The 25,316-nt window shown below is 37.5% G+C and carries 24 protein-coding genes; 15 read left to right on the top strand and 9 right to left on the bottom strand.

Annotated features, from left to right (window positions below; all coding sequences use genetic code 11):
• Positions 1-453 precede the first annotated feature (453 nt).
• A complete protein-coding gene (locus tag ACUN2T_RS07490; protein WP_445496933.1) occupies positions 454-1,041 on the bottom strand; it encodes a beta-class carbonic anhydrase in 588 nt (195 codons plus the stop codon).
• A 328-nt stretch (positions 1,042-1,369) separates the two neighbouring features.
• Between ACUN2T_RS07490 and ACUN2T_RS07495 the strand changes: the two genes are divergently transcribed.
• Positions 1,370-1,630, top strand: coding sequence for an antitoxin (locus ACUN2T_RS07495; RefSeq protein WP_445496934.1), 261 nt, complete (start codon positions 1,370-1,372; stop codon positions 1,628-1,630).
• Positions 1,627-2,025 carry a type II toxin-antitoxin system VapC family toxin gene (locus ACUN2T_RS07500; protein WP_350305216.1) on the top strand — a complete coding sequence of 133 codons (399 nt, stop codon included), beginning with the start codon at positions 1,627-1,629 and terminating at the stop codon, positions 2,023-2,025. The genes ACUN2T_RS07495 and ACUN2T_RS07500 overlap by 4 nt, the downstream gene beginning before the upstream one ends.
• Positions 2,026-2,185: 160 nt before the next feature.
• Here the strand turns inward: ACUN2T_RS07500 and hemL are convergent, their stop codons facing one another.
• Positions 2,186-3,469, bottom strand: a complete 1,284-nt coding sequence (gene hemL, locus ACUN2T_RS07505) for a glutamate-1-semialdehyde 2,1-aminomutase (RefSeq protein ID WP_445496935.1) — start codon at positions 3,467-3,469, stop codon at positions 2,186-2,188.
• Positions 3,470-3,520: 51 nt separating this feature from the next.
• Complete coding sequence (locus tag ACUN2T_RS07510; RefSeq protein WP_445496936.1) at positions 3,521-4,318, bottom strand: DUF1460 domain-containing protein; 798 nt, start codon at positions 4,316-4,318, stop codon at positions 3,521-3,523.
• Positions 4,319-4,561: 243 nt separating this feature from the next.
• Between ACUN2T_RS07510 and erpA the strand changes: the two genes are divergently transcribed.
• Complete coding sequence (erpA, locus tag ACUN2T_RS07515) at positions 4,562-4,906, top strand: iron-sulfur cluster insertion protein ErpA (RefSeq protein ID WP_445497828.1); 345 nt, start codon at positions 4,562-4,564, stop codon at positions 4,904-4,906.
• A 79-nt stretch (positions 4,907-4,985) separates the two neighbouring features.
• On the opposite strand, the gene btuF is transcribed toward erpA, so the two are convergent.
• Positions 4,986-5,813 carry a vitamin B12 ABC transporter substrate-binding protein BtuF gene (gene btuF / locus ACUN2T_RS07520; protein ID WP_445496937.1) on the bottom strand — a complete coding sequence of 276 codons (828 nt, stop codon included), beginning with the start codon at positions 5,811-5,813 and terminating at the stop codon, positions 4,986-4,988.
• Between the two features lie 109 nt (positions 5,814-5,922).
• The gene (mtnN, locus tag ACUN2T_RS07525) at positions 5,923-6,624 is read right to left on the bottom strand and encodes a 5'-methylthioadenosine/S-adenosylhomocysteine nucleosidase (RefSeq protein ID WP_445496938.1); all 702 of its coding nucleotides are present in this window, start codon (positions 6,622-6,624) and stop codon (positions 5,923-5,925) included.
• A 126-nt stretch (positions 6,625-6,750) separates the two neighbouring features.
• Here mtnN and dgt point away from each other — a divergent pair, with 126 nt between their 5' ends.
• On the top strand, positions 6,751-8,277 hold the full coding sequence (dgt, locus tag ACUN2T_RS07530; RefSeq protein ID WP_445496939.1) for a dGTPase: 1,527 nt from the start codon (positions 6,751-6,753) through the stop codon (positions 8,275-8,277).
• Here dgt and ACUN2T_RS07535 read toward each other — a convergent pair.
• The gene (locus ACUN2T_RS07535; protein ID WP_445496940.1) at positions 8,261-10,612 is read right to left on the bottom strand and encodes an ATP-binding protein; all 2,352 of its coding nucleotides are present in this window, start codon (positions 10,610-10,612) and stop codon (positions 8,261-8,263) included. The two genes, dgt and ACUN2T_RS07535, sit on opposite strands and share 17 nt — an antisense overlap.
• 53 nt (positions 10,613-10,665) lie before the next feature.
• Here ACUN2T_RS07535 and rlmD point away from each other — a divergent pair, with 53 nt between their 5' ends.
• The 11 genes from rlmD to ACUN2T_RS07590 all read left to right on the top strand — a co-directional run bounded on the left by rlmD (position 10,666) and on the right by ACUN2T_RS07590 (position 23,793).
• Positions 10,666-11,997, top strand: coding sequence for a 23S rRNA (uracil(1939)-C(5))-methyltransferase RlmD (gene rlmD, locus ACUN2T_RS07540; protein WP_445496941.1), 1,332 nt, complete (start codon positions 10,666-10,668; stop codon positions 11,995-11,997).
• A 26-nt stretch (positions 11,998-12,023) separates the two neighbouring features.
• Positions 12,024-14,255, top strand: a complete 2,232-nt coding sequence (relA, locus tag ACUN2T_RS07545) for a GTP diphosphokinase (RefSeq protein ID WP_445496942.1) — start codon at positions 12,024-12,026, stop codon at positions 14,253-14,255.
• 23 nt (positions 14,256-14,278) lie between these two features.
• Positions 14,279-15,064, top strand: coding sequence for a nucleoside triphosphate pyrophosphohydrolase (gene mazG, locus ACUN2T_RS07550; protein WP_445496943.1), 786 nt, complete (start codon positions 14,279-14,281; stop codon positions 15,062-15,064).
• Positions 15,065-15,579: 515 nt separating this feature from the next.
• A complete protein-coding gene (locus ACUN2T_RS07555; protein ID WP_445496944.1) occupies positions 15,580-16,437 on the top strand; it encodes a hypothetical protein in 858 nt (285 codons plus the stop codon).
• Entirely contained in the window at positions 16,430-17,257 is an 828-nt protein-coding gene (locus tag ACUN2T_RS07560; RefSeq protein WP_445496945.1) for a DUF692 domain-containing protein, read from the top strand. The genes ACUN2T_RS07555 and ACUN2T_RS07560 overlap by 8 nt, the downstream gene beginning before the upstream one ends.
• The gene (locus tag ACUN2T_RS07565; RefSeq protein WP_445496946.1) at positions 17,254-18,492 is read left to right on the top strand and encodes a hypothetical protein; all 1,239 of its coding nucleotides are present in this window, start codon (positions 17,254-17,256) and stop codon (positions 18,490-18,492) included. Before ACUN2T_RS07560 ends, ACUN2T_RS07565 begins: the two co-directional genes overlap by 4 nt.
• Positions 18,489-19,259 carry a phytanoyl-CoA dioxygenase family protein gene (locus ACUN2T_RS07570; protein WP_445496947.1) on the top strand — a complete coding sequence of 257 codons (771 nt, stop codon included), beginning with the start codon at positions 18,489-18,491 and terminating at the stop codon, positions 19,257-19,259. The genes ACUN2T_RS07565 and ACUN2T_RS07570 overlap by 4 nt, the downstream gene beginning before the upstream one ends.
• 118 nt (positions 19,260-19,377) lie before the next feature.
• Positions 19,378-20,421 carry a pyridoxal phosphate-dependent aminotransferase gene (locus ACUN2T_RS07575; RefSeq protein WP_445496948.1) on the top strand — a complete coding sequence of 348 codons (1,044 nt, stop codon included), beginning with the start codon at positions 19,378-19,380 and terminating at the stop codon, positions 20,419-20,421.
• Positions 20,422-20,428: 7 nt separating this feature from the next.
• Positions 20,429-21,241: a hypothetical protein gene (locus ACUN2T_RS07580; protein WP_445496949.1), complete on the top strand. Its 813-nt coding sequence runs from the start codon at positions 20,429-20,431 to the stop codon at positions 21,239-21,241.
• A complete protein-coding gene (locus ACUN2T_RS07585) occupies positions 21,241-22,035 on the top strand; it encodes a TauD/TfdA family dioxygenase (protein WP_445496950.1) in 795 nt (264 codons plus the stop codon). The genes ACUN2T_RS07580 and ACUN2T_RS07585 overlap by 1 nt, the downstream gene beginning before the upstream one ends.
• Positions 22,036-23,163: 1,128 nt before the next feature.
• Positions 23,164-23,793, top strand: coding sequence for an ATP-binding cassette domain-containing protein (locus ACUN2T_RS07590; RefSeq protein WP_445496951.1), 630 nt, complete (start codon positions 23,164-23,166; stop codon positions 23,791-23,793).
• Positions 23,794-23,985: 192 nt separating this feature from the next.
• Here the strand turns inward: ACUN2T_RS07590 and ACUN2T_RS07595 are convergent, their stop codons facing one another.
• The 3 genes from ACUN2T_RS07595 to ACUN2T_RS07605 form a co-directional block, all read right to left on the bottom strand.
• Positions 23,986-24,216, bottom strand: a complete 231-nt coding sequence (locus tag ACUN2T_RS07595; protein WP_445497829.1) for a phage tail tip fiber protein — start codon at positions 24,214-24,216, stop codon at positions 23,986-23,988.
• Between the two features lie 61 nt (positions 24,217-24,277).
• Positions 24,278-24,697 carry a hypothetical protein gene (locus tag ACUN2T_RS07600; protein WP_445496952.1) on the bottom strand — a complete coding sequence of 140 codons (420 nt, stop codon included), beginning with the start codon at positions 24,695-24,697 and terminating at the stop codon, positions 24,278-24,280.
• Entirely contained in the window at positions 24,697-25,257 is a 561-nt protein-coding gene (locus ACUN2T_RS07605; protein ID WP_445496953.1) for a Panacea domain-containing protein, read from the bottom strand. Before ACUN2T_RS07605 ends, ACUN2T_RS07600 begins: the two co-directional genes overlap by 1 nt.
• Positions 25,258-25,316 lie beyond the last annotated feature (59 nt).

Below are 25,316 nucleotides of genomic sequence, written 5' to 3' on the forward strand. Positions count from 1 at the left end.
GTTGTAAAGAGTCCTTATCGAGGCCTTAACCGCCGATACCCGATACGGGTTAAACAACATATGACTCCTTCAGACCCGCTCTCCTGTGCGATTAAAGATATCGTCAGCGCTCAGAAAACATCATTTGCGATGACACAAGCTGTCTGGCGCTTTCTCAATAATGACTGCATCCATATCAGGGAATGCGCCAAAAAGTGGGGGAGGTCGCGGATAAACTGACTTTTCGTATAGAAAATACCCGGGCCAGACAATGGATTTGCAGGCTCTCAGGCAGACAGTAAAAATAGGGAAAATGAGAGAATGCTCTGGCTCTTCTTGCGGGATTATCTGTGCTCTTAAACACACTCATGCTGCTATCGGAATATCCACCTGAAGAACTGACCCGATTAGCGGCGGGCATATTAGGTCAGTTCGAAGATGTGTGATACCTATGCTTTTAGGAAGGGGAGGATGTCACGACTCTGTATTTACAATGCTTGTTGCTTCAGGAATCTCAATTAATTTTCCTGACTTCACATCATAGATGTACCCATATATGGCGATACTTGCAGGTACAAGGGGGTGATTACGAATACGATGAATATCTTCAACTAAGCTATTAACTTGATTGTCAATGGTAAGCCATTTGATATATTTTCCCTCAGGTGAACCGGCGCTGGTGCCGACCTCTTTAAATCCCTCATCCGTCATGATTACACTTTCCAGGCTGCTTTCCAGTAGATCGCCCATGATATTGTCTGTAAAAAGCTCCATCCCACAATGAGTATGATGAATGACAAACAACTCTTTTGTTCCGAAAAGTTTGTAAGAAATGATAAGTGAACGAATAGCATCATCACTGGCTCTTCCGCCCGCGTTACGAATAATATGGGCATCACCTTCAGATAAACCTGCAAATTTTGCCGGGTCTAACCTGGCATCCATACAAGTTAATATGGCAAATCGTCTGACAGCAGGTAAACCAAGGTTTTTTTTATCATCACCAAAAGTTGCTGCATAGGCAATATTAGCATCACTTATTTCTTTGATAACGTTGCTCATCCTCTCTCCTTCATATTTTCTGGTTTAGTAAATTGTGATGTAAAACAAAAGTATAGAAAGAAAACTCAACTTCTTAATAAAGCCAGAATATCTACTCAATAAATGAATATGAGTCTGAAAATACGTATACATAAATAAAATTTATGAAAGATATATACTCGTATCCTTTGTACTGGTCAAATGAAACAGGGTGTTTTTTTGAAGGGCAACGGATTTATAACTTACCATTAAATCGATAGCTTTATAGTATCATGTTTGGTCTATATCTTGATATATATCAAGATGTGTCATATGCTTTGATATATACCAATCAATATCAGGAGGTTTTATGGGACATGTAGCTAAGTTGTTTATGAATGGGAGGAGTCAAGCGGTGCGTCTGCCAGCGGCTTATCGTTTTGATTCTGATGAGGTTTTTATTCGGAAGGACCCTGAGACCGGAGATGTAATACTGTCCCGCAAGCCACACGACTGGGATGGGTTTTTTGCAGCATTAAAGGGTACAAATATCCCTAATGATTTTCTGGGCAAAGAAGAACGGTGCCAGCAAGAGCAATCTCGTGATCCGTTCGAGGGATGGGAAGAATGAAACGTTATATGCTTGATACAAATGTGATAGGGCATTTAATCAGAGAGCACCATTCAGTTGTACAGCATGTTTTATCTGTACCGATGTCATCACTCTGTATTTCAGCTATCACAGAAGGTGAATTATTGTTCGGATTGGCGCGTCGTCCAGAAGCAAAGCGGCTTCATACGGCAGTAAGAGAATTTCTCCGGCGTGTTGATGTCTTACCTTGGGATAGTTCTATTGCCGAGTGTTATGGTACGGTCAGAGCTGAGATGGAGAGACAAGGCAGAATATTAGCACCGCTTGATTTACTCATTGCGGTGCACGCGATAAATATGAAGATGGTGCTGATTACAAATGATCATGCTTTTCAATATGTACAAGGATTACACATTGAAGATTGGACTGTTTAGCAGAATAAATCTGGCAGTTGCCTAACAGGGTTGGTTTACTCTATAGAATCTATCAGGTTATTTTACCTATTATTAACTAACCTCAATTTTGCTTAAGAAGAGCGAATTCAGACCCCCGTAAATTCAAGCAATACGGTGCTATAATTTGGTAGCGAAGAAATTATTTCAGCTTGGCAAAGCAACGAGCGGCTGCATCCACAGTACGCTGAATATCTTCATCCGTGTGCGCGATAGACATAAAACCCGCTTCAAATGCGGAAGGTGCCAAATAAACACCCTCGTCAAGCATTAGATGGAAGAAGCGTTTGAAACGCTCAATATCGCAATTCATCACATCTTGATAGCAACTGACTGTTTTAGCATCAGTAAAGAAAATGCCAAACATACCGCCGACATGGTTAACCACTAGCGGAATGTCGGTTGCTTTTGCTGCTTTCATCAGGCCAACAGCCAGATTATCGGTAAGTTCAATCAGGCGTTGGTGTACGCCGGGCTGAGAGACTTCTTTCAGGCAGGCAAGACCTGCGGCCATAGCAATCGGGTTGCCAGATAAGGTGCCAGCCTGATACACAGGACCGGTTGGCGCTAATTTTTCCATTACTTCATGACGTCCACCGAAAGCACCAACGGGCATACCGCCACCAATGATTTTGCCGAGGCAAGTCAGGTCAGGCGCTACATTGTAATAAGATTGCGCCCCGGATAAGGCGACGCGGAAACCTGTCATCACTTCATCGATAATCAGCAGAGCACCGAATTCATCACACAGTGCGCGCAGGCCGGGTAGAAATTCTGGCAGTGGCGGCACGCAGTTCATATTACCGGCAACGGGTTCGACAATAATACAAGCTATCTCTTCAGGATATTGTTCAAACGCTTCCCGCACTGAGTTCAAATCGTTATAGGTACAGGACAGTGTATGTTTGACGAAATCAACCGGAACCCCCGGAGAGTTGGGTTGGCCGATAGTCAGGGCACCAGAACCGGCTTTTACCAGCAGACAATCTGCGTGGCCGTGATAACAACCTTCGAATTTGATGATCTTATCGCGGTTGGTATATCCACGAGCCAGACGGATAGCGCTCATGGTTGCCTCTGTGCCTGAGTTAACCATGCGCACCATATCCATTGATGGCACCAGTTCAGTCACCAGCTGGGCCATTTCCACTTCGGCGGCAGTGGGGGCACCGAAACTCAATCCTTGCTCTGCGGCTTTGATGACTGCATTACGGATAGCGTTGTGGTTATGTCCCAGCACCATAGGGCCCCAAGAACCGACGTAATCAATATAGGCTTTACCATCAACATCATAGAGATAGGCACCGTCAGCGTGTTTGATAAACAGAGGTGTGCCGCCAACGCCATTAAATGCCCGTACCGGGGAGTTAACACCGCCGGGAATAAGCTGTTTGGCCTGAGAATAGAGGATTTCGGATTGGCTCATTAAAAGGCTCCTGAATGTATCTTTGAATGGGTTTATCGTTTGTCTCACTGATTATAATGGTCTTAGGACGATAATTCCGGATTTATTCTTTACATAATCAAGGAAGGGCGAATCGACCACTTTTTTATTGGCTGCAAGTGAAGATGCATTTCTAAACATTGGGCCATTATCTGTCATAATAAAAATCCCTGTATGCGTGACATCCAGCCCGGCAAGATGTGTGTATATTCCTATATAATCTCCTGTCTTTAAGTGTTTAATCACGGAATCATTCACCTTATTACCTGGAATATATTGAATATCTCGGTTGATAACGCTCAGTCCGGGGATATATTCGCCGCCATCTGCTTTTCTATTCAGACTTTTTGTGATTTTTATATAAGAAAGACTTATTTCATTCGTCACATCTTTGGCATTTAATTTTTCTCTGGTTGACCAATCTGTGAAGAAATGTTTTCTTTGTAAGAAACTGATTTTTCCGTCAATATACCTTGTCTGGATGAGATCCTTTATAAAATCCTGTTGGTCATTTGATGTCCTTAACGATTCTACGTAATCAAGAAAAGTAAAACAGTCCAGTCCGCTAAAATCTATAACTAATTTTTCAGGTTCAGTTGGGGAACCGACCAGTTTGTTCGCGACATAAGGCGTATTGAGAAATTGATAAGAGATATTTTTTATCATTTCACCGGGATTGCCTTTATTTCCCGGTTTTACCTGGTTTTCTATGATGTCATCAATTTTCTTCGAGGTATAACTATCCATATCCATATCCATATCGACTTGCTTGCTATGAGCTACGCAGCCTGCAAGTGTGACGGCCAGCATAAGTGGTAATATTTTTTGCATAAGAACTCCGCATGGTGACGTTAATAAATACTCAATAAAGTAACTAATAATCATGATAAATCAATAAATTTTCCTTTTTATATTAAAAGATGCTCAGACAACTTGTTAGCTATTCGTGGTTGCTGAAATGACAAAACTTGAACGAACTACCCAGGTATTAGATAATTCGAATTATTAATAAATCGGCAAATTTCTGTTGTCTTGTGAATGTCTTTGCCGGGTTCCGGTCTGGAGTAAAAAATGATGAGCGATGATATAGTATTACCTTTACAGTTTACTGATGCTGCCGCCAGTAAAGTGAAAATCTTAGTTTCGGATGAAGAAAATCCAAACCTGCGTTTACGGGTTTATATCACAGGTGGCGGTTGCAGTGGTTTCCAGTATGGCTTTACCTTTGATGATCAGATCAATGAAGGCGATATGACCATTGAGAAGCAGGGGGTTGAGTTGGTTGTTGATCCGATGAGTCTGCAATATTTGGTTGGCGGTTGTGTTGATTATACCGAAGGTCTGGAAGGTTCACGCTTTATCGTTACCAACCCTAATGCTAAGACAACCTGCGGTTGTGGTTCTTCTTTCAGTATCTGATTGTTTCCCGCAATGGGTCTGTGAACGATATGGCCCATTATCGGGGATTCCTGCAATTCCACTAAACTATTTTGTTTTATCAGGAACCCTTATCGTTCAATTGCTGGCATAGCTGCTCGGCGGCCAGAACAATACGAGGCCCTGAGCGATGAAACCAATCTTCATGCAATATAATCACTTTGGCCTTCAATTGAGGATGCCAGAAATTTTCAACTAATCTGGCTTGTTCCGGCCCACCACTGATAACAATCGTCTCAGGTTTCCGAGTGAGTACTTGCTCACGGCTTACCTGTGGCCAGGGAACGGGGCTGTCAGCAAAAATATTTCTGCCACCACAGATTGAAAGCACTTCACTTTGCAGTGTATGTCCTGAAGCAGTAAACAGAGACTGAGTGCCGAATTGTAAAAAGACCGGTTTTGGGGTGGCAGAGGCATATTTTTGTTTCAGAGCGGCAAACCGTTGACGCAGTTCAGTCGCGGATTTTTTTGCCTGCTCAGGATGGGGGCTGTATTCGGCCAGTCGTTCCAAATCCTGAGCTATCTGTTCGATGGTTTTGGGGTCGGAATAAAAGATGTTAATACCAAAAGAGGCGAGTTGTTCCAGTGGGCGTTGGGGATTACCACCACGCCATGCCAGAATCATATCGGGTTTCAGTGTGACAATGCGTTCCAGATTAATGCCTTGCCAATTAGCCACTTGCTCAAGTTTACTGGCTTGAGGCGGATAATCAGAATAAGCACTGGCCGCGATCAGATGGTCACCTAGCCCGGCAGCATAGGCTAATTCTGTGGTTGACGGCGATAAGCTGATGACCCGTAAAGGTGTGGCATACAAATAATGGCTGAAACCACTGAGAAACAGTAAAAGCGATAACCAAACTGAACCTGTACTTTTTATCCATCTCATGAAAGCATGCCCTTTAATATATAAATATATTGAATGTTTTAGGCGGGGTAGACACGCCCTTGATTTCTTCTGAAAGTATTAATCAGGGCGTGACTCTGTCAATAAAATATTATTTATCGTGACTCAGTGTTGCCAGCATTGCGCTGACCATTAATGTGGATTGGCGGGCTGCCACAGAAAGAAATTCATCAAAACTGAGATGAGATTCCTTATCTGCCACGTCAGAGATTGCACGCACAACAACAAACGGTGTGTTGTATTGGTGGCAGACGTGCCCTATCGCTGTCGCTTCCATTTCTACTGCGGTAACCTGTGGGAAAGTCGCCCGGATACGTGCCAGTGGTTCCGCACCGTTAATAAATGCATCACCGCTGCAAATCAGCCCACGTATCGCATTCAAACCCAGTGAGCGAATACATTTTTCTGCCAGTGCGATCAGTTGGTTATCCGCCAGGAATGCAGGGGGGCATTGTGCCATTTGACCTGGTTCATAACCAAAAGCGGTGACATCAGCATCATGATAGCGGACTTCGCTGGAAACCACGATATCACCGATTTGCAATTTCGGATCAAGGCCACCTGCGGAACCTGTGTTGATAATCACATCAGGCTGACAATGTTCAAGCAGCAAAGTTGTACCAATTGCAGCAGAAACTTTACCAATACCGGATTTTAACAGTGCGATCTCCACGCCGTTGAGCTTACCGGTATAGATTTCGCAGCCACCTCGTGACAGTGTCTGACGATCTTCGATTTGATCGCGCAGTAAAGTCACTTCTTGCTCCATAGCACCTATCACGCCTACTTTCATTGTGTCATACTCGCTGTTGATTAATTAATCATATAAAATCATTCAGTTCCTGAGTTTAACATTTAATGCAGAACAATCAGATAATCTGTGATGTAAAACAGTGCTATCTCACACGTCGGGGGATAAATGTCCGGGATAGACTTTAGTCAGAAGCTTAATTATCAACGTAAATACAGCCATTATGATGTTGATCCTAATGATGAAGAGCAAGTTATTCGCCAGTTTGAAAGTGATCGCGGGCGGATTATGAATTCAGCGGCTATTCGTCGTTTACAGCAGAAAACACAGGTTTTTCCTCTGGAAAATAATGCCGCTGTCCGCAGTCGCCTAACTCATTCATTGGAAGTGCAACAGATTGGGCGCTATATTTCGAAAACGATTATCAATGAACTGAAAACGCGTAATTTATTGGTTCAATACCGTCTGGATAAACGGCTGTTGTCATTTGAGAGCCTGATTGAAATGGCTTGTTTAATGCATGATATTGGTAATCCACCTTTTGGTCATTTTGGTGAAGCGGCAATTAAAGACTGGTTTGCCAAAAAGCTCGATCTTAATTTTGCCCTGGAAAATATTGAGCGAAAAGATCGATGTGAAATACCTGCATTGCGTTTGTGCGGGGATGTGAAAAAAGATCTTTTCCGTCGCCAGTTACGTAAAGATTTATGTCAGTTTGAAGGGAATGCTCAGGCTATCCGTATGGTACACAGCCTGTTAAAACTCAACCTGACTTATGCTCAGATTGGCTGCATTCTAAAATATACCTGTCCTGCTTTTCGTCTTGAAAAGGCGCTGGATCAATTTAACTACCTGATGAAAAAACCGGGTTTTTATTGGTCGGAAGAGAATTTTGTCCGTGAATTGCGCCACGAGCTTAAAATGGGGGAGTTCTGTCGTTTCCCACTGACTTATATTATGGAAGCCGCAGATGATATCTCTTATTGCATTGCTGATCTGGATGATGCTGTTGAAAAGGATATTTTTGACGTAGATACCTTGATGGAATATTTGGAACAGGAGTGGGAAGAGAACGGCGGTCATCGGTCTGGAGATCTGTTCGACGCTACGATCAGGAAAGCTTATACGAGAACGAGTGGCAACGAATTACGTCGAAGTCAGCAGGACCAATTTTTTATGTATTTGCGGGTTTATATTACCGGCAGGCTGGTACCTTACACTGCCCGTCGTTTTATTGATCATCTGCCTGCCGTTTTTGAGGGTTCATTTAATCAAGCGTTACTTGAAGATAAAAGCGAGGAGCATCGGTTGCTTAAAACGCTGAAGAACATTGCCTGTAAAAGAGTGTTTAATCATCCAGAAATTGAAGAGTTGGAATTGAAAGGGTATAAAATTATCAATGGGTTATTGGATTTTTATTGGCCGTTATTGACGATGTCCCGTCAGAGTTTTATGAAATTAAACCAGAACAATTTCCATCAAGATTATTTTATTGAAATCCGCTTGCTGCACAAACTTTCCACTAAACATCGCTTGGCTTATAACGAAGCGGTAGAAGGGATCATCGCCACTGATGAAGCTGAAAAAGACCTGATGGAATTCTACTACCGCGCCCGTCTTATTCAGGATTATATCAGTGGCATGACAGATAATTATGCTTATGAAGAGTATCGTAAATTTATTGTGTGTAACTGATATTTTGGTCGTTACTCAATAGCTTTTGGGCCGCGGCAAGGACATTGTCAATTTCATCTGCCAGCTCCAGCAACTCAGGTTCTATATCGGTTAATGGAACGTTTTTTTGTAATTGTTGTTCAATTAATTGGCAGAGTGCTTTAAGTTGTGGCACGCCGCTGTAACAGCAACTCCCGTGCAGCTTATGGATTTGCTGCTGATAATCGCTAACAATGTCCCCGGATAAAACTTTTTCTGTGATTGCTTTTATATCCGGCAGAAAATCCACCAGCATTTTTATCATTTCTTTAGCTAGCTGTTCTTTTCCTGCTGCTTGTTGCAGCGCTAACGGCCAATTAACATGTTGCGATTCCGATGTTTTAATGTGACGGTTTAGCACCGTTCTCAGGCTATCTTCATCTAAGGGTTTGGTCAGAAAATCTTCAAATGGTGATTGATCTGCATCACTCTTTGACCGGCAAGTATAGGCTGTGACGGCGATAATCGGGGTATCTCGGTGTTGTGGTAGCTGGTGGATGCGTTCAGAGGTACAGATGCCATCCATACCCGGCATATGGATATCCATCAGAATGACATCAAAATGGTGGGATTTTGCCGATTGCAAAGCGTCTTCCCCATTACTGCATGTCACTGTTTTTTCTACGACGTCTTTCAGTAATGAGCTGATTAGTTTGAGGTTGGCTGGATTATCATCAACGGCCATAACGGTTATGGGTAAACGTGGGGATTGGATAATCGTTTTTTGTGGTACAACAGAGCTGGTTAGGTTGAAATCATCTTTTCCCAGCCACAAATCAAAACGAAAAACGGAACCTTTTTTCGGCTCGCTGGTAAAACTGATATTGCCGCCCATTTCGCGGATCAGTTTCCGGGTAATCACCAGACCAAGTCCGGTACCACCATAACGGCGGGAAATACTGGCATCTGCCTGATGAAAAGCTTGAAACAGATGGGGTTGCTGTGCAGGATTGATACCGATGCCGGTATCTCTGACTGTGATCTCTAAATTGATTTTATGGGATTGCTGTTGTTTCAGATTGATTTTTATTTCTACAAAACCTTGTTCAGTGAATTTAATGGCGTTACCGATGATATTGGTGAGTATTTGCTGGAGACGCGTAGGGTCGCCTATGATCAGATTCGGTATTTGAGAATCAACGTTGTGCGTTAGTTGAATGCCTTTATTTTTGGCGCTGGGTGTCAATAAAATCATGACCTCATCAATCGTATCCTGTAGAAGAAATGGAATATTTTCCAGTGTCAGCTTATCCGCTTCAAGCCGGGAAAAATCCAAAATATCATTGATAATATTCAGCAGATGATTGGCAGAACGTTCAATAATATGCAGATATTCAGTTTGCTGTACTGTCAGAGCGGTTTTCAGTGTTTGGCGGGTAAAACCAATGACGCCATTAAGCGGTGTGCGCAATTCATGGGACATATTTGCCAGAAATTCTGTTTTTATTCTGGCGGCTTCCTGAGCGCGTTTTTTCGCTATTGCCAGCTCAACGTTCTGAATTTCGAACTGCTCCATCGTTTCCCGCAGATCCGAAGTTGCCTGATCAATATCGTTCAGCATCTCTTCTTTATAGCTGGAAAGCGATTTTGCCATGGCATTAATGCCATTTTTCAGCGTATCCAATTCACCAAAATATTTCCCGTTGACACGACTGTTTAATTGCCCCCGGCGAATGCTATCAACTGTACTGACCATATCGCTGATAGGTTTTGTGATTTTGCGCACCAAATGGTAGGCAAACAGTGATGCCCAGCCAAGGCAAATCAGTAATAGCAATATAAAGATAACTATCTCTTTATATTGCTGTAAGTGAGCTGACCGTAAATCAAGATCAATAGCGATATAACCAATCGGATGGAGGGATGGGGCATCAGCGTTCTGCTGATTCTGAGATAAATGGCGCTCTGAGATAATTGGCATGCGTAAAATAATACTGTTTTTGACCTCCATTTTTGTCAGGATTGTTGGAAGTGGCGTTCCTGGTGCGATCTGGAGTTGAGCCGAGTTGTATTTATAGTTTGATATATCAAATAGCTGATTATCATCATTAAAAATGGCAATCGCCCGGACTATCTCAGAATTTCTGCGATGAAGTCTGGTTATCAATGAGTTGACGCGTTCACGGTTATGCAGATTTATCCCGATTTCACTGGCAATCGAAAGCGGTTCGATAATACTGATCCCGGATCGAACGATTTGGTTTTTTAGTTCACGATAGTGATAGCAGAGAAACGATATACTGAAAAACATGCCAACCAGTAAAATCGGAAGCAGGATCAGGCTCATCATTCGGAGGCGTAAGCTATATTTGGTCATAGGCGTCCATTGTGGGAAAATAAGAACTTGATAATTCATAGTCCGTAAGAATCATGGTGCAATTTTATTCCCCCAATCGCCGAACAGTAAACCGGCATATCATCACAGTCACTGCTGATAATCTGGATGCCCAGGGGCAGGGCGTAGCTCGTTATCAGGGTAAAACCATTTTTGTCACCGGATTATTGCCCGGTGAACAGGCACAGGTACAACTAACGGAAGAGAAGCGCCAGTTTGCCAAAGCAAAGTTGGTTAAGCGTCTATCTGACAGTCCATATCGTGTCAATCCCCGCTGCCCGCATTTTGGAATATGTGGCGGTTGTCAGCAACAACATGTTGCGTCTGATTTACAGCGTGAGAGCAAAGCTAATGTTTTGGAACATCTTATCAGGCGGGAAACCGGCATAACTGTCTCCGCCAAGCCGGTGATCTTCAGCCCTGAATATGGTTACCGGCGCCGGGCAAGGCTGGGTTTACATTATCAGATAAAGCAACGTCAACTGGTGATGGGATTTCGTCAGAATCAATCCAATGAATTAGTTGCAATAAAAACCTGCCCTGTTTTACAACCTGAATTGGAACGGTTATTGCAGCCATTATCTCAGTGTCTCAATGATCTGAAAGCGGTTAAACGGTTGGGGCATGTGGAATTGGTGCTGGCAGATAACGGCCCATTGATGATATTGCGCCATCTTGATCCCCTGAAAGGGGAAGATAAAGAAAAGTTATGCACATTTTCCGTACAACACAATGTGGGTGTCTATCTGGCGGCAGATGAAACTTCAATTGAATCACTGCATGAACAGCCAGAACCTTGGTATCAGGTCGGTGACCTGAAACTGGTTTTCAGTCCAAGAGACTTTATTCAGGTTAATGATTCGGTAAATCAACAAATGGTTGCTCAAGCGATAGCGTGGCTTGATTTACAACCGAATGACAGAGTGCTCGATCTGTTCTGCGGTATGGGAAATTTTACTTTACCTATTGGCCGAATAGTGCAGGCGGTGGTCGGCGTGGAAGGGGTTGCCACGCTGGTAGCGAATGGGCAATATAATGCCAGATTAAATAATTTGGATAACCTATCTTTCTTCCATGAAAACCTGGAAGCAGATATACATCGTCAACCCTGGGCGAAACTGGGGTTTAACAAGGTCTTATTAGATCCGGCGCGTGCTGGTGCGGCAGGAGTCATGTCACACATCGTCGAACTGGCCCCTGAAAAAGTGGTCTACGTCTCTTGCAATCCAACAACATTGGCGCGGGACAGTAAGATTCTGCTTGAGGCTGGCTATCATATTATCAGCGTGCGGATGTTGGATATGTTTCCGCATACAGGTCATCTGGAGTCAATGGCGCTATTTAGCCGCCAGGTCGTGGTTGGGTAGAGGCTGTGAAGTAATCGGGAGAGATTATGGTTGCGGTAAGAAGTGCTCATTTAACCTCTGCGGGAGAGTTTGCAGTAAATAAGTGGATCGCCAGTTTAAATATAGCGAACCTTCAATTGGGTGAAAAATTAGCCGAAACCTGGCGTTATTGTCACGAAAAAGCGCAAGATCATCCTGATTCAGAACTTCTGTTATGGCGCGGTGTGGAAATGGTTGAGATCCTTTCCACGCTGAGTATGGATAATGACAGTATGCGCGCTGCGCTACTGTTTTCGCTGGTTGACGCCAAATTGCTCGACAGTGAAACCGTCACAGAGGTGTTTGGCAGCGCGATTACCAATCTGGTGAAAGGTGTCATGGATATGGATGCTATTCGTCAGTTGAAAGCCACGCATAATGATTCGACCTGTTCTGTGCAGGTTGATAATGTCCGCCGGATGCTGCTGGCAATGGTAGAAGATTTTCGCTGTGTTGTTATCAAGCTGGCGGAACGTATTGCCCATCTGCGCGTCGTGAAAGAAGCGACTGAAGATGAGCGTGTACTGGTTGCTAAAGAGTGTTCCAATATTTATGCGCCACTTGCTAACCGCTTGGGGATTGGTCAACTCAAATGGGAACTTGAGGATTACTGTTTCCGTTATCTCCATCCAGATGAATACAAAAAAATTGCTAAATTACTGCATGAGCGCCGGATTGATCGTGAACAGTATATTGATCACTTTGTCAGCACATTGCGTAAATATATGCTCAAAGAGAGCGTAACAACTGAAATATACGGACGACCTAAACATATCTACAGCATCTGGCGCAAAATGCAGAAAAAATCACTGGCATTTGATGAGTTGTTTGATGTCAGAGCGGTGCGGATTGTGGTTGAACGCTTGCAGGATTGTTATGCAGCGCTGGGGATAGTACATACTCACTATCGTCATTTGCCTGATGAATTTGATGATTATGTTGCTAACCCGAAGCCCAATGGCTATCAATCCATTCATACCGTAGTGCTTGGGCCGAGTGGTAAAACACTGGAAATTCAGATCCGTACCCGTCAGATGCATGAAGATGCGGAATTGGGAATTGCTGCACACTGGAAATATAAAGAGGGTGCGACGGCGGTTGGTCGAGCGGGGTATGAAGGACGTATTGCATGGCTGCGTAAATTGATCGCATGGCAGGAAGAGATGGCTGATTCTGGCGAGATGCTGGATGAGGTTCGCAGCCAGGTGTTTGATGATCGGGTATATGTATTTACGCCGAAAGGGGATGTTATTGATCTGCCTGCCGGCTCTACGCCACTGGATTTTGCCTACCATATTCACAGCGATGTAGGACATCGTTGTATTGGGGCGAAAATCAGCGGTCGAATTGTGCCATTTAGCTACCAATTGCGGATGGGTGATCAGATTGACATCATCACGCAGAAACATCCGAACCCAAGCCGTGATTGGCTGAATCCAAATTTGGGGTATATCACCACCAGCCGTGGCCGGGCGAAAATTCATAACTGGTTCCGCAAACAGGATCGGGATAAGAACATCATTGCAGGTCGTCAGATGTTGGATAACGAACTGGCCCACTTAGATATCAGCCTGAAAGAAGCGGAAAAGCTGCTCATTGCGCGTTATAACGTTCATACCCTTGATGAAGTATTGGCGGGAATTGGCGTTGGTGACATCCGCATCAATCAGTTGACTCACTTTCTGCAAAGCAAACTCAATAAAACCACGGCGGCAGATGCAGATCGGGAAGCGCTTCGCAATCTGGAGAGCAAAACCCATCCGCAGCGTAGTTCTGCTAAAGATAACGGACGGATTGTGGTAGAAGGTGTGGGTAACTTGATGCATCACATTGCCCGTTGCTGCCAGCCAATTCCGGGGGATGATATTGTCGGTTTTATCACCCGTGGTCGGGGAATTTCCATCCACTGGGCTGATTGTGAACAGTTGGCGGATTTGCAGGCAAGTGCACCTGAAAGGGTGGTGGATGCGGTTTGGGGAGAAAGCTATTCTAGTGGTTACTCACTGATTGTGCGTGTGATTGCGAATGATCGCAGTGGATTACTGCGTGATATCACTACGATCCTGGCGAATGAAAAGGTGAACGTGCTTGGGGTGAGCAGCCGCAGTGATGTAAAGCAGCAGATTGCCACCATTGATATGAATATTGAGATTTATAACCTGCAAGTGCTGGGAAGGATATTGGCGAAAACCAATCAATTACCGGATGTCATTGAAGCTAAACGTCTTCATGGCAACTGATCGCAGGAAAATTGGGATAAAAGATGAAAACACCCGCTATAGAACGGTTACGGGGGATTATGGCGCAGTTGCGCCATCCCCAACAGGGATGTCCCTGGGATAAAGAACAGACATTCAAAACTATCGCACCTTATACATTAGAAGAGACTTACGAAGTCATTGATGCCATTGAACGTGGTGATTTTTCGGATCTGAAAGAAGAATTGGGCGATCTATTATTTCAGGTGGTGTTCTATGCTGAAATGGGCAAAGAGCAGCAGTTATTTGATTTTGATGACATCTGTAATGCCATTAGCGATAAGCTGGAGCGCCGTCATCCGCATATTTTCGATCAGCAGCAGAATATCAGCAGTGACGTGGCTATCAATGGCTGGGAAAAACGCAAGGCGCAGGAAAGAGCACAAAAAGATCTTCATTCGCTCCTTGACGACATTCCGGCAAGTCTGCCGGCGTTAATGAAAGCTTATAAAATGCAGAAGCGTTGTGCTTCCGTCGGTTTTGACTGGGATACTCTGGGACCTGTGTTAGACAAAGTTTATGAAGAGATCGACGAAGTGATGGATGAGGCTCATCAAGCAGTTGTTGATGAGCAGCATTTGGAAGAAGAGATTGGTGACTTGCTGTTTACTGTTGTGAATTTGTCGCGCCATTTGGGGTACAAACCTGAAATTGCATTGCAAAAAGCATGTAATAAGTTTGAGCGTCGTTTTAAAGGCGTGGAAAAGCTGATATTGAGTAAAGGCCAGACGTTAGAAGCGGCGACATTGGCAGAAATGGAAAAAATGTGGCAACAGGTTAAGAAACAATGAGTTGAAGGAATAGCCTGAAAGCTGAAATTTTTAGTTTTTTGAGGGGAAAATTTATGTTGAATAAATTTTCCTGGGCTTTGTTTGAGATAGTGTTAAGTGTTGCTAAATTAATTTTTTATTAAACATATCTGACCTGTTTAACTTCATTATGAGAATTTACCCAACCTAATTATCTCTACAAAGTAATATGAAATTTCTTCATGTTGTAATATCAAAACATTCATATGGAATTATAATTCTTTTATTTTCATATGGTTGAAGTTATTGTTTTATTATCATCACTTTTAGATAAAAATTTGACATATGGGAATATGCATCTAATATTATAAATGTTAACATTTGGTTATAAGTTAATATTTTTGAAACAATTCTGTATCAGTAATAGGGGATTAAAATGGAAATCGAATTAATTGAAGAGTCTGAACCAGAAGTTGAGGTCCTTTGTAATAGTGTTGATTGTCCATAATAACTAAATTAATCCCCCCTTATTGAATTAGGGGGGAAGGCATATAATTATGAATAAAAGAGAAATAAATATATATTTATCAAAATTAATATCAAATCCAAAGTATTCAATAAAAATGTATGAAAATCCAAATAAATTTATGGATAAATATCGTGTTGCTCAGGAAAATAGAGAGGTCTTGATTAATTTTTTTAGAAAAAATGGCGGAAGATTTGTTAACTCATCAATTTTGCAAAAAATAAAGAGAATGGATGGTCTGAAAGGAGCACTCCCTAATATATATAAATATCTAGGTGAAGAAAAGTTTGAATTTGAATTTGAAAAATATTTAAATAGTCTTAATTTTAATAACGAAGTTAAAAAAAATCCTGTCATTGAATCTGAAGTTTTTTGCAATTTCATGATTAACTCAACCGAAGATGAGATATTAGAACTAATTGCATTGTATGAAAAGGAAAAGAATCGTCTTATAATTGATCTGCAAAATATGAATAATAATAGTTGGAAGGATTATATACCAAAGACTGATATAGGTAAGATGGAAAAAATATTTGTTATTTCTCATCCAACTGTGAGGATCAAAAAATTTGCTAAAAATATTAGTGTACTATTGAATCTCCTTCATAAAGGGGAACCTCCGAATGTTTTGAAAGACCATTTAATGGAAAAAAGAAGTAATATTCTGTTTTATAAAAAAGACAAATCTAGGGAAATTGTCTCATGTATGATAGGTGATATTATCTGTCATATAATATTGTCATGTAAGAACGAAATATTAGCTAGTAATATGTTTAATGAGGCAAGTGAATATTATGGTATTGATAAAAATACTTTTGTATCTACTCTTAAGACATTAAATTCAAAAGGTTTAATCTTTCTTAGTGCTAAGGATATTCGTAATGAATAAATATGAAAAAATAGGTGTTGGTGTTAACTATAGATCATCTTTTTCAAAAGAAATTTTTCAAAATATTCAACATATTGATATTCTTGAGGTACACTCTGAAAAATTTTTTTGGGATGAAGAAGACCCTTACTTAGAAAAATGTTGTAAAGAGGTGCCAATTATATTTCATGGGCTTGATATGTCATTAGGAAGTGAGGACAGTTTGGATGATGAATATATAAGTAAACTAAGGCGAGTTATTACTGATAAGAAACCACAATGGTATAGTGATCATTTATCAGCAACACGGCATGGAGATATTGAGGTTGGACATCTAATGCCAATTCAATTTTCAATTGAAAGTTCATATCAGATAATAGACAAAATTAAAAAAATAAAATCACAAGTTAGTGATGATTTCATAATTGAAAATATTACCTATTATTATGAAATGCCTATGTCCGATTTATCAGAAATTGAGTTTATGAATAGAATAATTAAAGGCAGTGATTGTGGTATGTTGTTAGATATTAATAACTTATATATTAATTCAATGAATCATAATTATGATCCGAAAGAATTTTTGCTCAAACTACCATTAGATCATGTTGTCGAAATTCATTTGGCTGGTGGCGCATATAAATTTGATATGATTATAGACACCCATGCTAATGATATATGGAGTGAAGTATGGGAATTATATGAATTTGCACTTTCAAAAACTGATGTCAGTGGAGTTATAATTGAAAGGGATTCTAACATTGAGGATTATACTACTATTGTTGATGAGATATCTATTGCTCGTGATATATATAAGAAAGTGTATGGGAAAATAGTATGAATTTTCTAATTGTTGCACATCCTGATGATGAAATTATATGGTTTAATCCAAAGAATTTTGATTACATAATTATAGTTTTCTCTGGTAGAGAAAATAAACCGTCATTTCATAAGAAAAGAAATAAAGCACTATATGAACATCCTTATTTTTCTAAAATTATTAACCTAGGTTTAAATGAATCTGGAGATTGGGAGAATTTTGAAACGGATTTTTTAAATAAAAAACATTTTAAGACTATATGTAACTCTCTAGAGGATCTAAACATTTCTGAATATGATTCTATTACTACACATGCTGTAGATGGTGAATATGGGCATTATGATCATATTACTGTCCATAATGCTGTAATTGAAATCTATGGAAAGAGAAACACTATCTATACATCTAATGGATACAATAGGAGCCAAGATGAAATATTGTTTTCTAATTATATAAATGATTATGTGAAGATAAAAAGAATTTATCAGGCTCATGGTGTATGGACTTGGAATAAATATAAACTTCCTCTAGGTGTTCCTTCAACTAAACTAGTAATTGATAATAAGAACCTGAGAATAGCATCCATAGCAAGTATACCAGAAAGAGAATATAATTTACAAATTACTATCAACTCCATCTATTCACAGTTAGATGAATTAAATGTATATTTAAATGGATACGAAAAGATACCTCAATTTTTAAATAGAGATAAAATTAAAGTCTATATGAGTTCTCAGTTTGGGGATTATGGTGATGCTTCAAAATTTTTTCCACTGAAAAATAAATCTGGGTATTTATTTACACTTGATGATGATTTAATTTACCCATCAAACTATATTAAAAAGCTTGTATTGAAAATAGAGAAATATAAACGGCAGCAATTTATATGTGTACATGGGAATATTATTGATAGGAAATCTTTATTGTCATATTATAAATATAAAAAAGGAATTCATTTTAGTTGTTCACTTGATAATGATATCACTGTAAATGTTCCTGGTACTGGCACATTGGCTTATCATTCATCACTTTATTCATTTTCAATGGAATCTTTTCAATTAAAAAACATGTCCGATATTTGGGTTGCAGTTATTGCTAAAAAAACAAACATAGCAATTATTTCTGTTGATAGACCTGATTACTGGATTAGGTCATCAATATCAAAGTCTGACCCTAATTCTATTTACAGTAATAGGGAATATTTAGATAAGAAAATATGTGAAGTAATTGAAAGAGAGGAGTTATATAAGATATGATGAATAAATATAAAGAAGAATTAAATTGTAAAGGATATGTTCTAATAAAGAATTTTTTATGTTATGAGGAAAAAGAACTACTTAGTGCAACTGTACAATTTCTTGATGACCGTGAAGATATTCCCGGAAAAATAATGAAATATTATGAATCTAGTGTGATTGATAATAAGAAAATACTTAATAGGATAGAAAACTTTATTGATGCTAAAGAAGCTTTTTTTATAAAAAAAATTGAAAAAAAAGCTTATGAGTTATTATATTTTATTATGATGGAAGATTATTTTCTGTTTAAAGATAAAATTAATTTTAAGTTAAGCGGCGGAGGTGGATTTTCTCCCCACCAAGATTATCCTGCATTCACTAGATTCATTAATAAAGAAATGTTTAATGTGATGATTCCAGTTGATGATACTAATATAGATAATGGTTGTTTATATATTTCAAATATGCCATTTGAAAAAAAATTGATTCCTCATAGCGAAGGGAAGGCATTGAAAAATGCGTATGAAAAATATGGTTGGGACTCTATTCAAGCTAATGCTGGAGATCTATTGATTTTTAGTTCATTTTTATTGCATATGTCAAAAGATAATCTATCTCACAATAGGAGAAGATGTATTTTTCTTACGTACAATAGTTTTTCTGAAGGTGATCTTAGAAGTAAATATTTTGACTTCAAAAGAAAAGTTTTTCCTCCATTAATAGAGCGTGATAAAGGTCATGATTATTCAAAATGGATAAATAATTTGGCTAGAAAGATTTTGTAATATGTTTTTTCAGCGTGAGAATATTATTTCTTTGTTGAGAATGAGATGAAGTATTTATTAATCTATTAGTATGGTAAATATCATGTGCATGAAAAGACACTATTTTTATAGGAACAGGTTGTACAATGAAATCCCTGATTTTAAAATTACTCCAGTTAATAAAAATTTAAGTTTGATGGAGTTTCCTTATCAGATAAAACTGGATTCAAAGTTATATTCTGATAACCTAAAAGAAATTAATATAAATCGTTATCCTATTTTTGATACAAATATAATTAAAGAAAAATTATGCGAAATTAATGGTGTTAGTTATGATAGAAACATTCTTCTTGGCAATGGTCTTTTGGAATTGATTCAAACCATTTTATTATCTTTTTCTACAAAAAAAACTAATTTATTAATTCCTGATCCTTCATTCTTTATGTTTACGAGATTAGCAAACATATGTAGAGTTGATGTACATAAAATTCCTTTAAATAATGATTTTGGTCTTGATGTACAAGCATTTATCTATGCATCCCAAAAATATGAAAACTCACTAATTATTATTGATAATCCGAATAATCCAACTGGAGTATTATTTGGGGTAGATGAAATAAGATGTATTGTTGAAAACTGTAAGTGTCCTGTTATTATTGATGAAGCATATGTAGCCTATTCAACACAAGGCTCAAATATATTAAATCTTACTTCAAAATATGATAATCTCATTGTTCTTCGTGGTTTTTCTAAAATTGGTTTTGCAGGATTGCGTTTTGGATATATATTTTCAAATCAGGATTTAATTTCATATATTAATAAGTTTTCTTTAATGTATTCATTGTGTGATATGAAAATGAATTTAGTTCTAAATATTATAAATGAAGGTAGAATTAATATAGAGAATATATTAAATATAAAAAAATATAGAGATGTTATGATAAATAAAATATCAAAGCTAAATAATGTTATTGTGAGTAGAAGTCAAGCTAATTTTATTTTCTTTTCAGGAAATGTTGATAATATTAATTTATTTAAAAATAAAGTCATTAAAAATGGGATAAAAATAAGTACTTTCCCATTAGGTTATTCAAAGATTACAGATAATAGTGTAAGATTATCTGTTGGTGATAAATTAACAAATGACATTATTTTAAACCTTATCTTAGATAGTTTTTATTGAGGCTTATATGTATTATATTATTGGATATGAAAATGTTATTGAATTCGTTAATAAGACTACGGGTTTACATGGTACATCATTGAATTATTACAATGAATTTATCAAAAAGCACTCTGTTTTTAATAAAATACCCGACTCTAATATACCTCTTATAACTTCATATGAAGGTGCTTTACCGTATTGTTACGACCACCTATTTGCATTAAAAGATAAGTATACAAATAATTCTGCCAAGATCAGTTCAATGCTTATAAATAATGTTTTTTATGAATGGCTCTATACTTTGTCAAAGTATGATAAGATCTATGAATTAATGAATAGGATCATTAAAATCGTTATTATAAATAAACTATCTTCATATACAAATGGTACAACACAAAAAACAATTGGTCTTGCTTCTATGGATTTTAAAGATGAATTTGATTATCAGGACTTTGTTGAGTTGATGTTTCATCAATTGACTCATATGATTTTGTTTATTGATGATATTGCCAATATGCATATGAATGAAAATACAAAAAAAATTCACGTAGAGGTTGACGGAGTTAAATCTGTTTTTGGTAATAACATGTTTCCTGTATATTTGCTTTTTCATAGCTATATAGTAGGTGTAGAGATTCTTTCTTTTAGAGCTCAATTGTTTGGATTAAATTCATCTGCAAAATATCATGGTTCTACGGATAGAATTGTGAGATTGTGTAAAAAAATGTCAAGTGTTATTAAAGAAAATATAGATATGTTTTACGAACGTTCGAGGGAGATTTTTGAAGAATCTCTAAATTTATTGAACTTATTTGAATCTTATGAGGAAATAAAATAATGTATAATGATTACCCCTTATTTAATAATATTAAGAAAATCATCAACTCTGACTATTATAATTTTAGTGAGTTACACAATGATAAAATAATCAAATATATGCATAAGGATGATATTGAACGTAGATTAAGCAATGGGATTTATAAAGAAATATCTTCATATGGGAGTGTATATGTAATTGATTTTTATAATGATCAGGATGTTTTTGATATATCATCATGGATTGAGCGTATATTTGGAAAACCTATCACTTATAAGAATAGAGGTCTTAAAGAATATGAAACAATAAAACTTATTGATAATCCAAGATGGTTTTTCGAATCAAATGGATCTCAGCCAGTGCACACAGATGAAGGGCATGAAGAAAAACAACCAGACATAGTTGCATTATATTGTCAACACCCTTCTTATGAAGGCGGTGATAGTATATTAGTGGACTCAGGTGCCGTTTATAATTTTATTTTGAAAAAATATGGAGAAAAATCTAGTCTATTATTTAATGATGAATGTATTGTTCGTTTTTCCAATGATAAATTTTTTCAAAAAAGAATATTTTCAAGAATAGAGGATAATATTGGAATATCATTCTCACCATTACTCAATAATTTTAAATGTACGGAGGAGGTTTACTCAATGCTTATGGATATCAATATATTTATACATCAAAAGGAAAATCAATGTCGATTGCATTTAAGGAAAAACCAATGTATTGTGTTTAGTAACTATTTGTATTTACATTCTAGGACGAGATTTCCAAAAGATTCGCAAAGGACGTTGTTTAGATTTTGGTTTTAGAGGGGTATATGAATTTAATAATCGCTGATGCATTAGAGTATAAAGGAAGGATAAAGAAATTTGCTTCCGGGAATAAAAATGTCATTATATTTCTCTGTTTTTTATTACTCCCGGCAAAAGCCAGTGGTTTAATTGAAATCTTAATTTTTTTGTCTTCGAATATTGTTACGCCAGGGAGTTACATTAAATCATTTTATTTTTCTTCGATATCGCTAATAATTTATGTGTTATTTTATTTGATTAACATAAGGTTTTTCCCTACGGCAAGAAAAAGTTCATTTATTGTTTCTTTGGTAGATAAAAAAACATTGTTTCTTGGTAGTGTCGTTTTTTTTATTTACAGTGCTTTCCCGATGATTATTTTCTTTTCCTTAGGTTTTTTCTCTGTAAATGTTAATTATTTGTATTATTTCTCATCTATGCTGTTTTTGATTATTTCTTTTGCTGTAATTGGATTTTGCTTATCTGAGTTAAACTTCTTATGTTTTGTTTTTGTTGTTGCATTCTTTATTTTATTTGCATCATTCAGAAGTGGAATATTATATAATTTTGTTTTCACGTTAGCTATTTTATTGATGGCATTTAGATTATATTTAAACCTTCCATCAGGTTACACAATTAATCAAAACAAGAAGTTATTTTCATCAGGATTTTTTTCATTACCTTATATTATAAATCTCCGATATTATTTTCGTAAAAATAAAATATCGTCACTTATTATGTTATTATTCGTTATAATATTATATATATTATGTGAAAGTGCTTTTTCTCAAATTCCAGCCAAGGCTGATTATATATTATTAGTATACTTCAGTGTTGTCATATATATATGCATGTTATTGTTCTATAGTTTTTCATATATTGAAATGAACTATCTTTCATATTTATCTAATTTTTTGTCTATGCGGAAAATTTTGTTTTATAATTATTGTATTTCTTTGTTTTTATTTTCTTTTTTAACTTTTGCTTTTTGTTCTCTGGTTGTTAAATCATTCCCTGTTATTATGTTTATATCTTATGTTTTTCTTTCAGTTATTTTGTCATTTATTTCTCTATTAAGAACACAGTACACGAAACTTATTATTCTTTGTGTTATTTTCTTTTTTACATATTTTTTCGGGGTTATTTATGCTTGAAGTTATTGAACTGGAAGTTATTATTAATGATAAGACTATTTTTTCAGGAGTTAATTGTAATTTTTATGTCGGATTAAACCGTATAGCGGGAATTAATGGTTCAGGAAAAACGACTTTTCTTTCAAGTATTGCTGGTGTAAATAAGGTTAAAAAAGGAATGGTTAACTTTATAAAAAATGAGGAAAAATATCGATTTAGTTTACAAAGGCATGGTTTTTACATCTCAGATAATGTTGATTTTTATAACTTTATTACTGGAATGGATGTGATAAAGCTAGGTAAACGTTATAGGAAAAGTAATTTAAAACACCCATTAGAATACTATTTAAATGGTTTTGGCATATCTAAATATTCTGGTATTGAATATGGAAAAATGTCACTTGGGACAAAAAAGAAATTTTTATTGACATCGGCTTTTATTACGGAAGCAGATGTTTATATTTTTGATGAACCAACAAATGGCCTTGACTCAGATTCTATAACATTTTTAATAGCATTGATGACTGCTCTCGCAGAAGAGAAAATTGTTATTTTTAGTTCACATGATGACAGCTTTTTACAGGAATTAAACTTCACTACCTATGAAATAAAGGATAATAAAATAGTGCGTCATGGGGAATAAAATAGACCGCTAGTTTTTCTCCAATATTTAATAATGGGTAGATTCACATAATAAATGCAACATCATAACGTTAAAAGTAACCCAATTCGTTTGTTGTTAATCCGTTTATGAAAAGATCATCCTTGGTTGAAAACATGATTAAAACCGGCTTCTTTTGGAAAATAGATTATCTGATTAACCTATTTTATATTTTTATTTATCCTTTTTTCTAGGAGACATAAGTATTAATAAAGCCAGTTTTTTCTCATTTTTCGCTGTCATGAATGGTACTAACTTTCCGTTTACTGAATTCATAAATGTGAAATTCTCAGCATTAAAGCCAATATTTGTTGTTACTTTTCCATTTTTAACTTCTGAACTGATAACCATACCAGCATCGTATTCCTTCCCATTGTATTTAATGCCCGCTTTAACGGTATAAATAGCAGAACTTTCCTCTCATGTTTCACTTATAAAAAAACCACACTGAAGTGCAGCCTTGAATTTAATGTTTAAAACGAAATTTAATTAATACAATATTTTTATAGAAATTTCGAATTTCTAAAGTTACATGCGGAGACGTATCAAACCCAGAAAGAATTCGATTAAAAACAGAATCATTACATGGTTCATGGATTTTAATATCACCAGCAGCTATATGCTGCCCAACGGTTACTGAACCAAAAATATCAGCACGACCATAGAAAACAAAACTCGAATGTCTAATAAAAGGATGATCGCCACAATTTAATATACATGTACAATCATACGGTATATCCGGTTTTAAAGAACTAATATTTACAGCCAGAAAACATGCCTTGGTTTTTTTAGGGTAAAAAACTGGATCACAGCAGATAATATATAGGTGATCTGTATACCCGGACGGGATAAGTAAACTTCCTTTCCTTAAAATCCCATCCGACATCACCGTAACCCTTGAAGAAAACAGTCCAATTGTTGCCTTTCTATTAACTCTCGCGCCAATTTTTCAGCAACTTCAGGTGATTTACCTACAGCAATAAAAACAGAGCTCGGTGAAATAGGATAAGAACTACCGTCCGGATCCTGCCACTCAGAACAATGTTTATGGGTATACTCCACAATATCAAAGCGGCTCATGTGGCCGAACTGTCTCCAAATGACATCTAGAACCCCTAATTCAGCATCAGAAAGAGATTCAAAATCATCCCTTGTTACATTTTTCCGTCTGAGTGAAATTTCATAATTCTTTTCATTTTTAATCCACGCCCCCCAGCCAAATTCATCACTGGCGTAATCTCCGGTGATTAAATTCAAGGTTTGCGATAAAACTGGTCCCTTAGGCATAGATACCATTCGATCACCCGTGATAGGGTAACCATAGTTATTCATAGACACCCTGTCTGCCAGATAAAGCAACTTCATAAGTTTCAGATATGCCATGCGTCCGCCGCGCTTATGCAGCAGGTAGGCAGCCATTTGAGCTACTTTTTCTTCGCAAAACATAGAAATCTCCAAGACTTTTTCGAAATACCAAATTGGTAATTTACACATAAAGTGTACCC

This window comes from Photorhabdus machadonis, from assembly GCF_052657765.1.

What these genes read in the sequence shown, in the direction of transcription:
- ACUN2T_RS07490 (WP_445496933.1), bottom strand. Translation starts at nt 1,041, where the DNA reads ATGAGCAACGTTATCAAAGAAATAAGTGATGCTAATATTGCCTATGCA.
- ACUN2T_RS07495 (WP_445496934.1), top strand. Translation starts at nt 1,370, where the DNA reads ATGGGACATGTAGCTAAGTTGTTTATGAATGGGAGGAGTCAAGCGGTG.
- ACUN2T_RS07500 (WP_350305216.1), top strand. Translation starts at nt 1,627, where the DNA reads ATGAAACGTTATATGCTTGATACAAATGTGATAGGGCATTTAATCAGA.
- hemL (WP_445496935.1), bottom strand. Translation starts at nt 3,469, where the DNA reads ATGAGCCAATCCGAAATCCTCTATTCTCAGGCCAAACAGCTTATTCCC.
- ACUN2T_RS07510 (WP_445496936.1), bottom strand. Translation starts at nt 4,318, where the DNA reads ATGCAAAAAATATTACCACTTATGCTGGCCGTCACACTTGCAGGCTGC.
- erpA (WP_445497828.1), top strand. Translation starts at nt 4,562, where the DNA reads ATGAGCGATGATATAGTATTACCTTTACAGTTTACTGATGCTGCCGCC.
- btuF (WP_445496937.1), bottom strand. Translation starts at nt 5,813, where the DNA reads ATGAGATGGATAAAAAGTACAGGTTCAGTTTGGTTATCGCTTTTACTG.
- mtnN (WP_445496938.1), bottom strand. Translation starts at nt 6,624, where the DNA reads ATGAAAGTAGGCGTGATAGGTGCTATGGAGCAAGAAGTGACTTTACTG.
- dgt (WP_445496939.1), top strand. Translation starts at nt 6,751, where the DNA reads ATGTCCGGGATAGACTTTAGTCAGAAGCTTAATTATCAACGTAAATAC.
- ACUN2T_RS07535 (WP_445496940.1), bottom strand. Translation starts at nt 10,612, where the DNA reads ATGACCAAATATAGCTTACGCCTCCGAATGATGAGCCTGATCCTGCTT.
- rlmD (WP_445496941.1), top strand. Translation starts at nt 10,666, where the DNA reads ATGGTGCAATTTTATTCCCCCAATCGCCGAACAGTAAACCGGCATATC.
- relA (WP_445496942.1), top strand. Translation starts at nt 12,024, where the DNA reads ATGGTTGCGGTAAGAAGTGCTCATTTAACCTCTGCGGGAGAGTTTGCA.
- mazG (WP_445496943.1), top strand. Translation starts at nt 14,279, where the DNA reads ATGAAAACACCCGCTATAGAACGGTTACGGGGGATTATGGCGCAGTTG.
- ACUN2T_RS07555 (WP_445496944.1), top strand. Translation starts at nt 15,580, where the DNA reads ATGAATAAAAGAGAAATAAATATATATTTATCAAAATTAATATCAAAT.
- ACUN2T_RS07560 (WP_445496945.1), top strand. Translation starts at nt 16,430, where the DNA reads ATGAATAAATATGAAAAAATAGGTGTTGGTGTTAACTATAGATCATCT.
- ACUN2T_RS07565 (WP_445496946.1), top strand. Translation starts at nt 17,254, where the DNA reads ATGAATTTTCTAATTGTTGCACATCCTGATGATGAAATTATATGGTTT.
- ACUN2T_RS07570 (WP_445496947.1), top strand. Translation starts at nt 18,489, where the DNA reads ATGATGAATAAATATAAAGAAGAATTAAATTGTAAAGGATATGTTCTA.
- ACUN2T_RS07580 (WP_445496949.1), top strand. Translation starts at nt 20,429, where the DNA reads ATGTATTATATTATTGGATATGAAAATGTTATTGAATTCGTTAATAAG.
- ACUN2T_RS07585 (WP_445496950.1), top strand. Translation starts at nt 21,241, where the DNA reads ATGTATAATGATTACCCCTTATTTAATAATATTAAGAAAATCATCAAC.
- ACUN2T_RS07590 (WP_445496951.1), top strand. Translation starts at nt 23,164, where the DNA reads ATGCTTGAAGTTATTGAACTGGAAGTTATTATTAATGATAAGACTATT.
- ACUN2T_RS07600 (WP_445496952.1), bottom strand. Translation starts at nt 24,697, where the DNA reads ATGTCGGATGGGATTTTAAGGAAAGGAAGTTTACTTATCCCGTCCGGG.
- ACUN2T_RS07605 (WP_445496953.1), bottom strand. Translation starts at nt 25,257, where the DNA reads ATGTTTTGCGAAGAAAAAGTAGCTCAAATGGCTGCCTACCTGCTGCAT.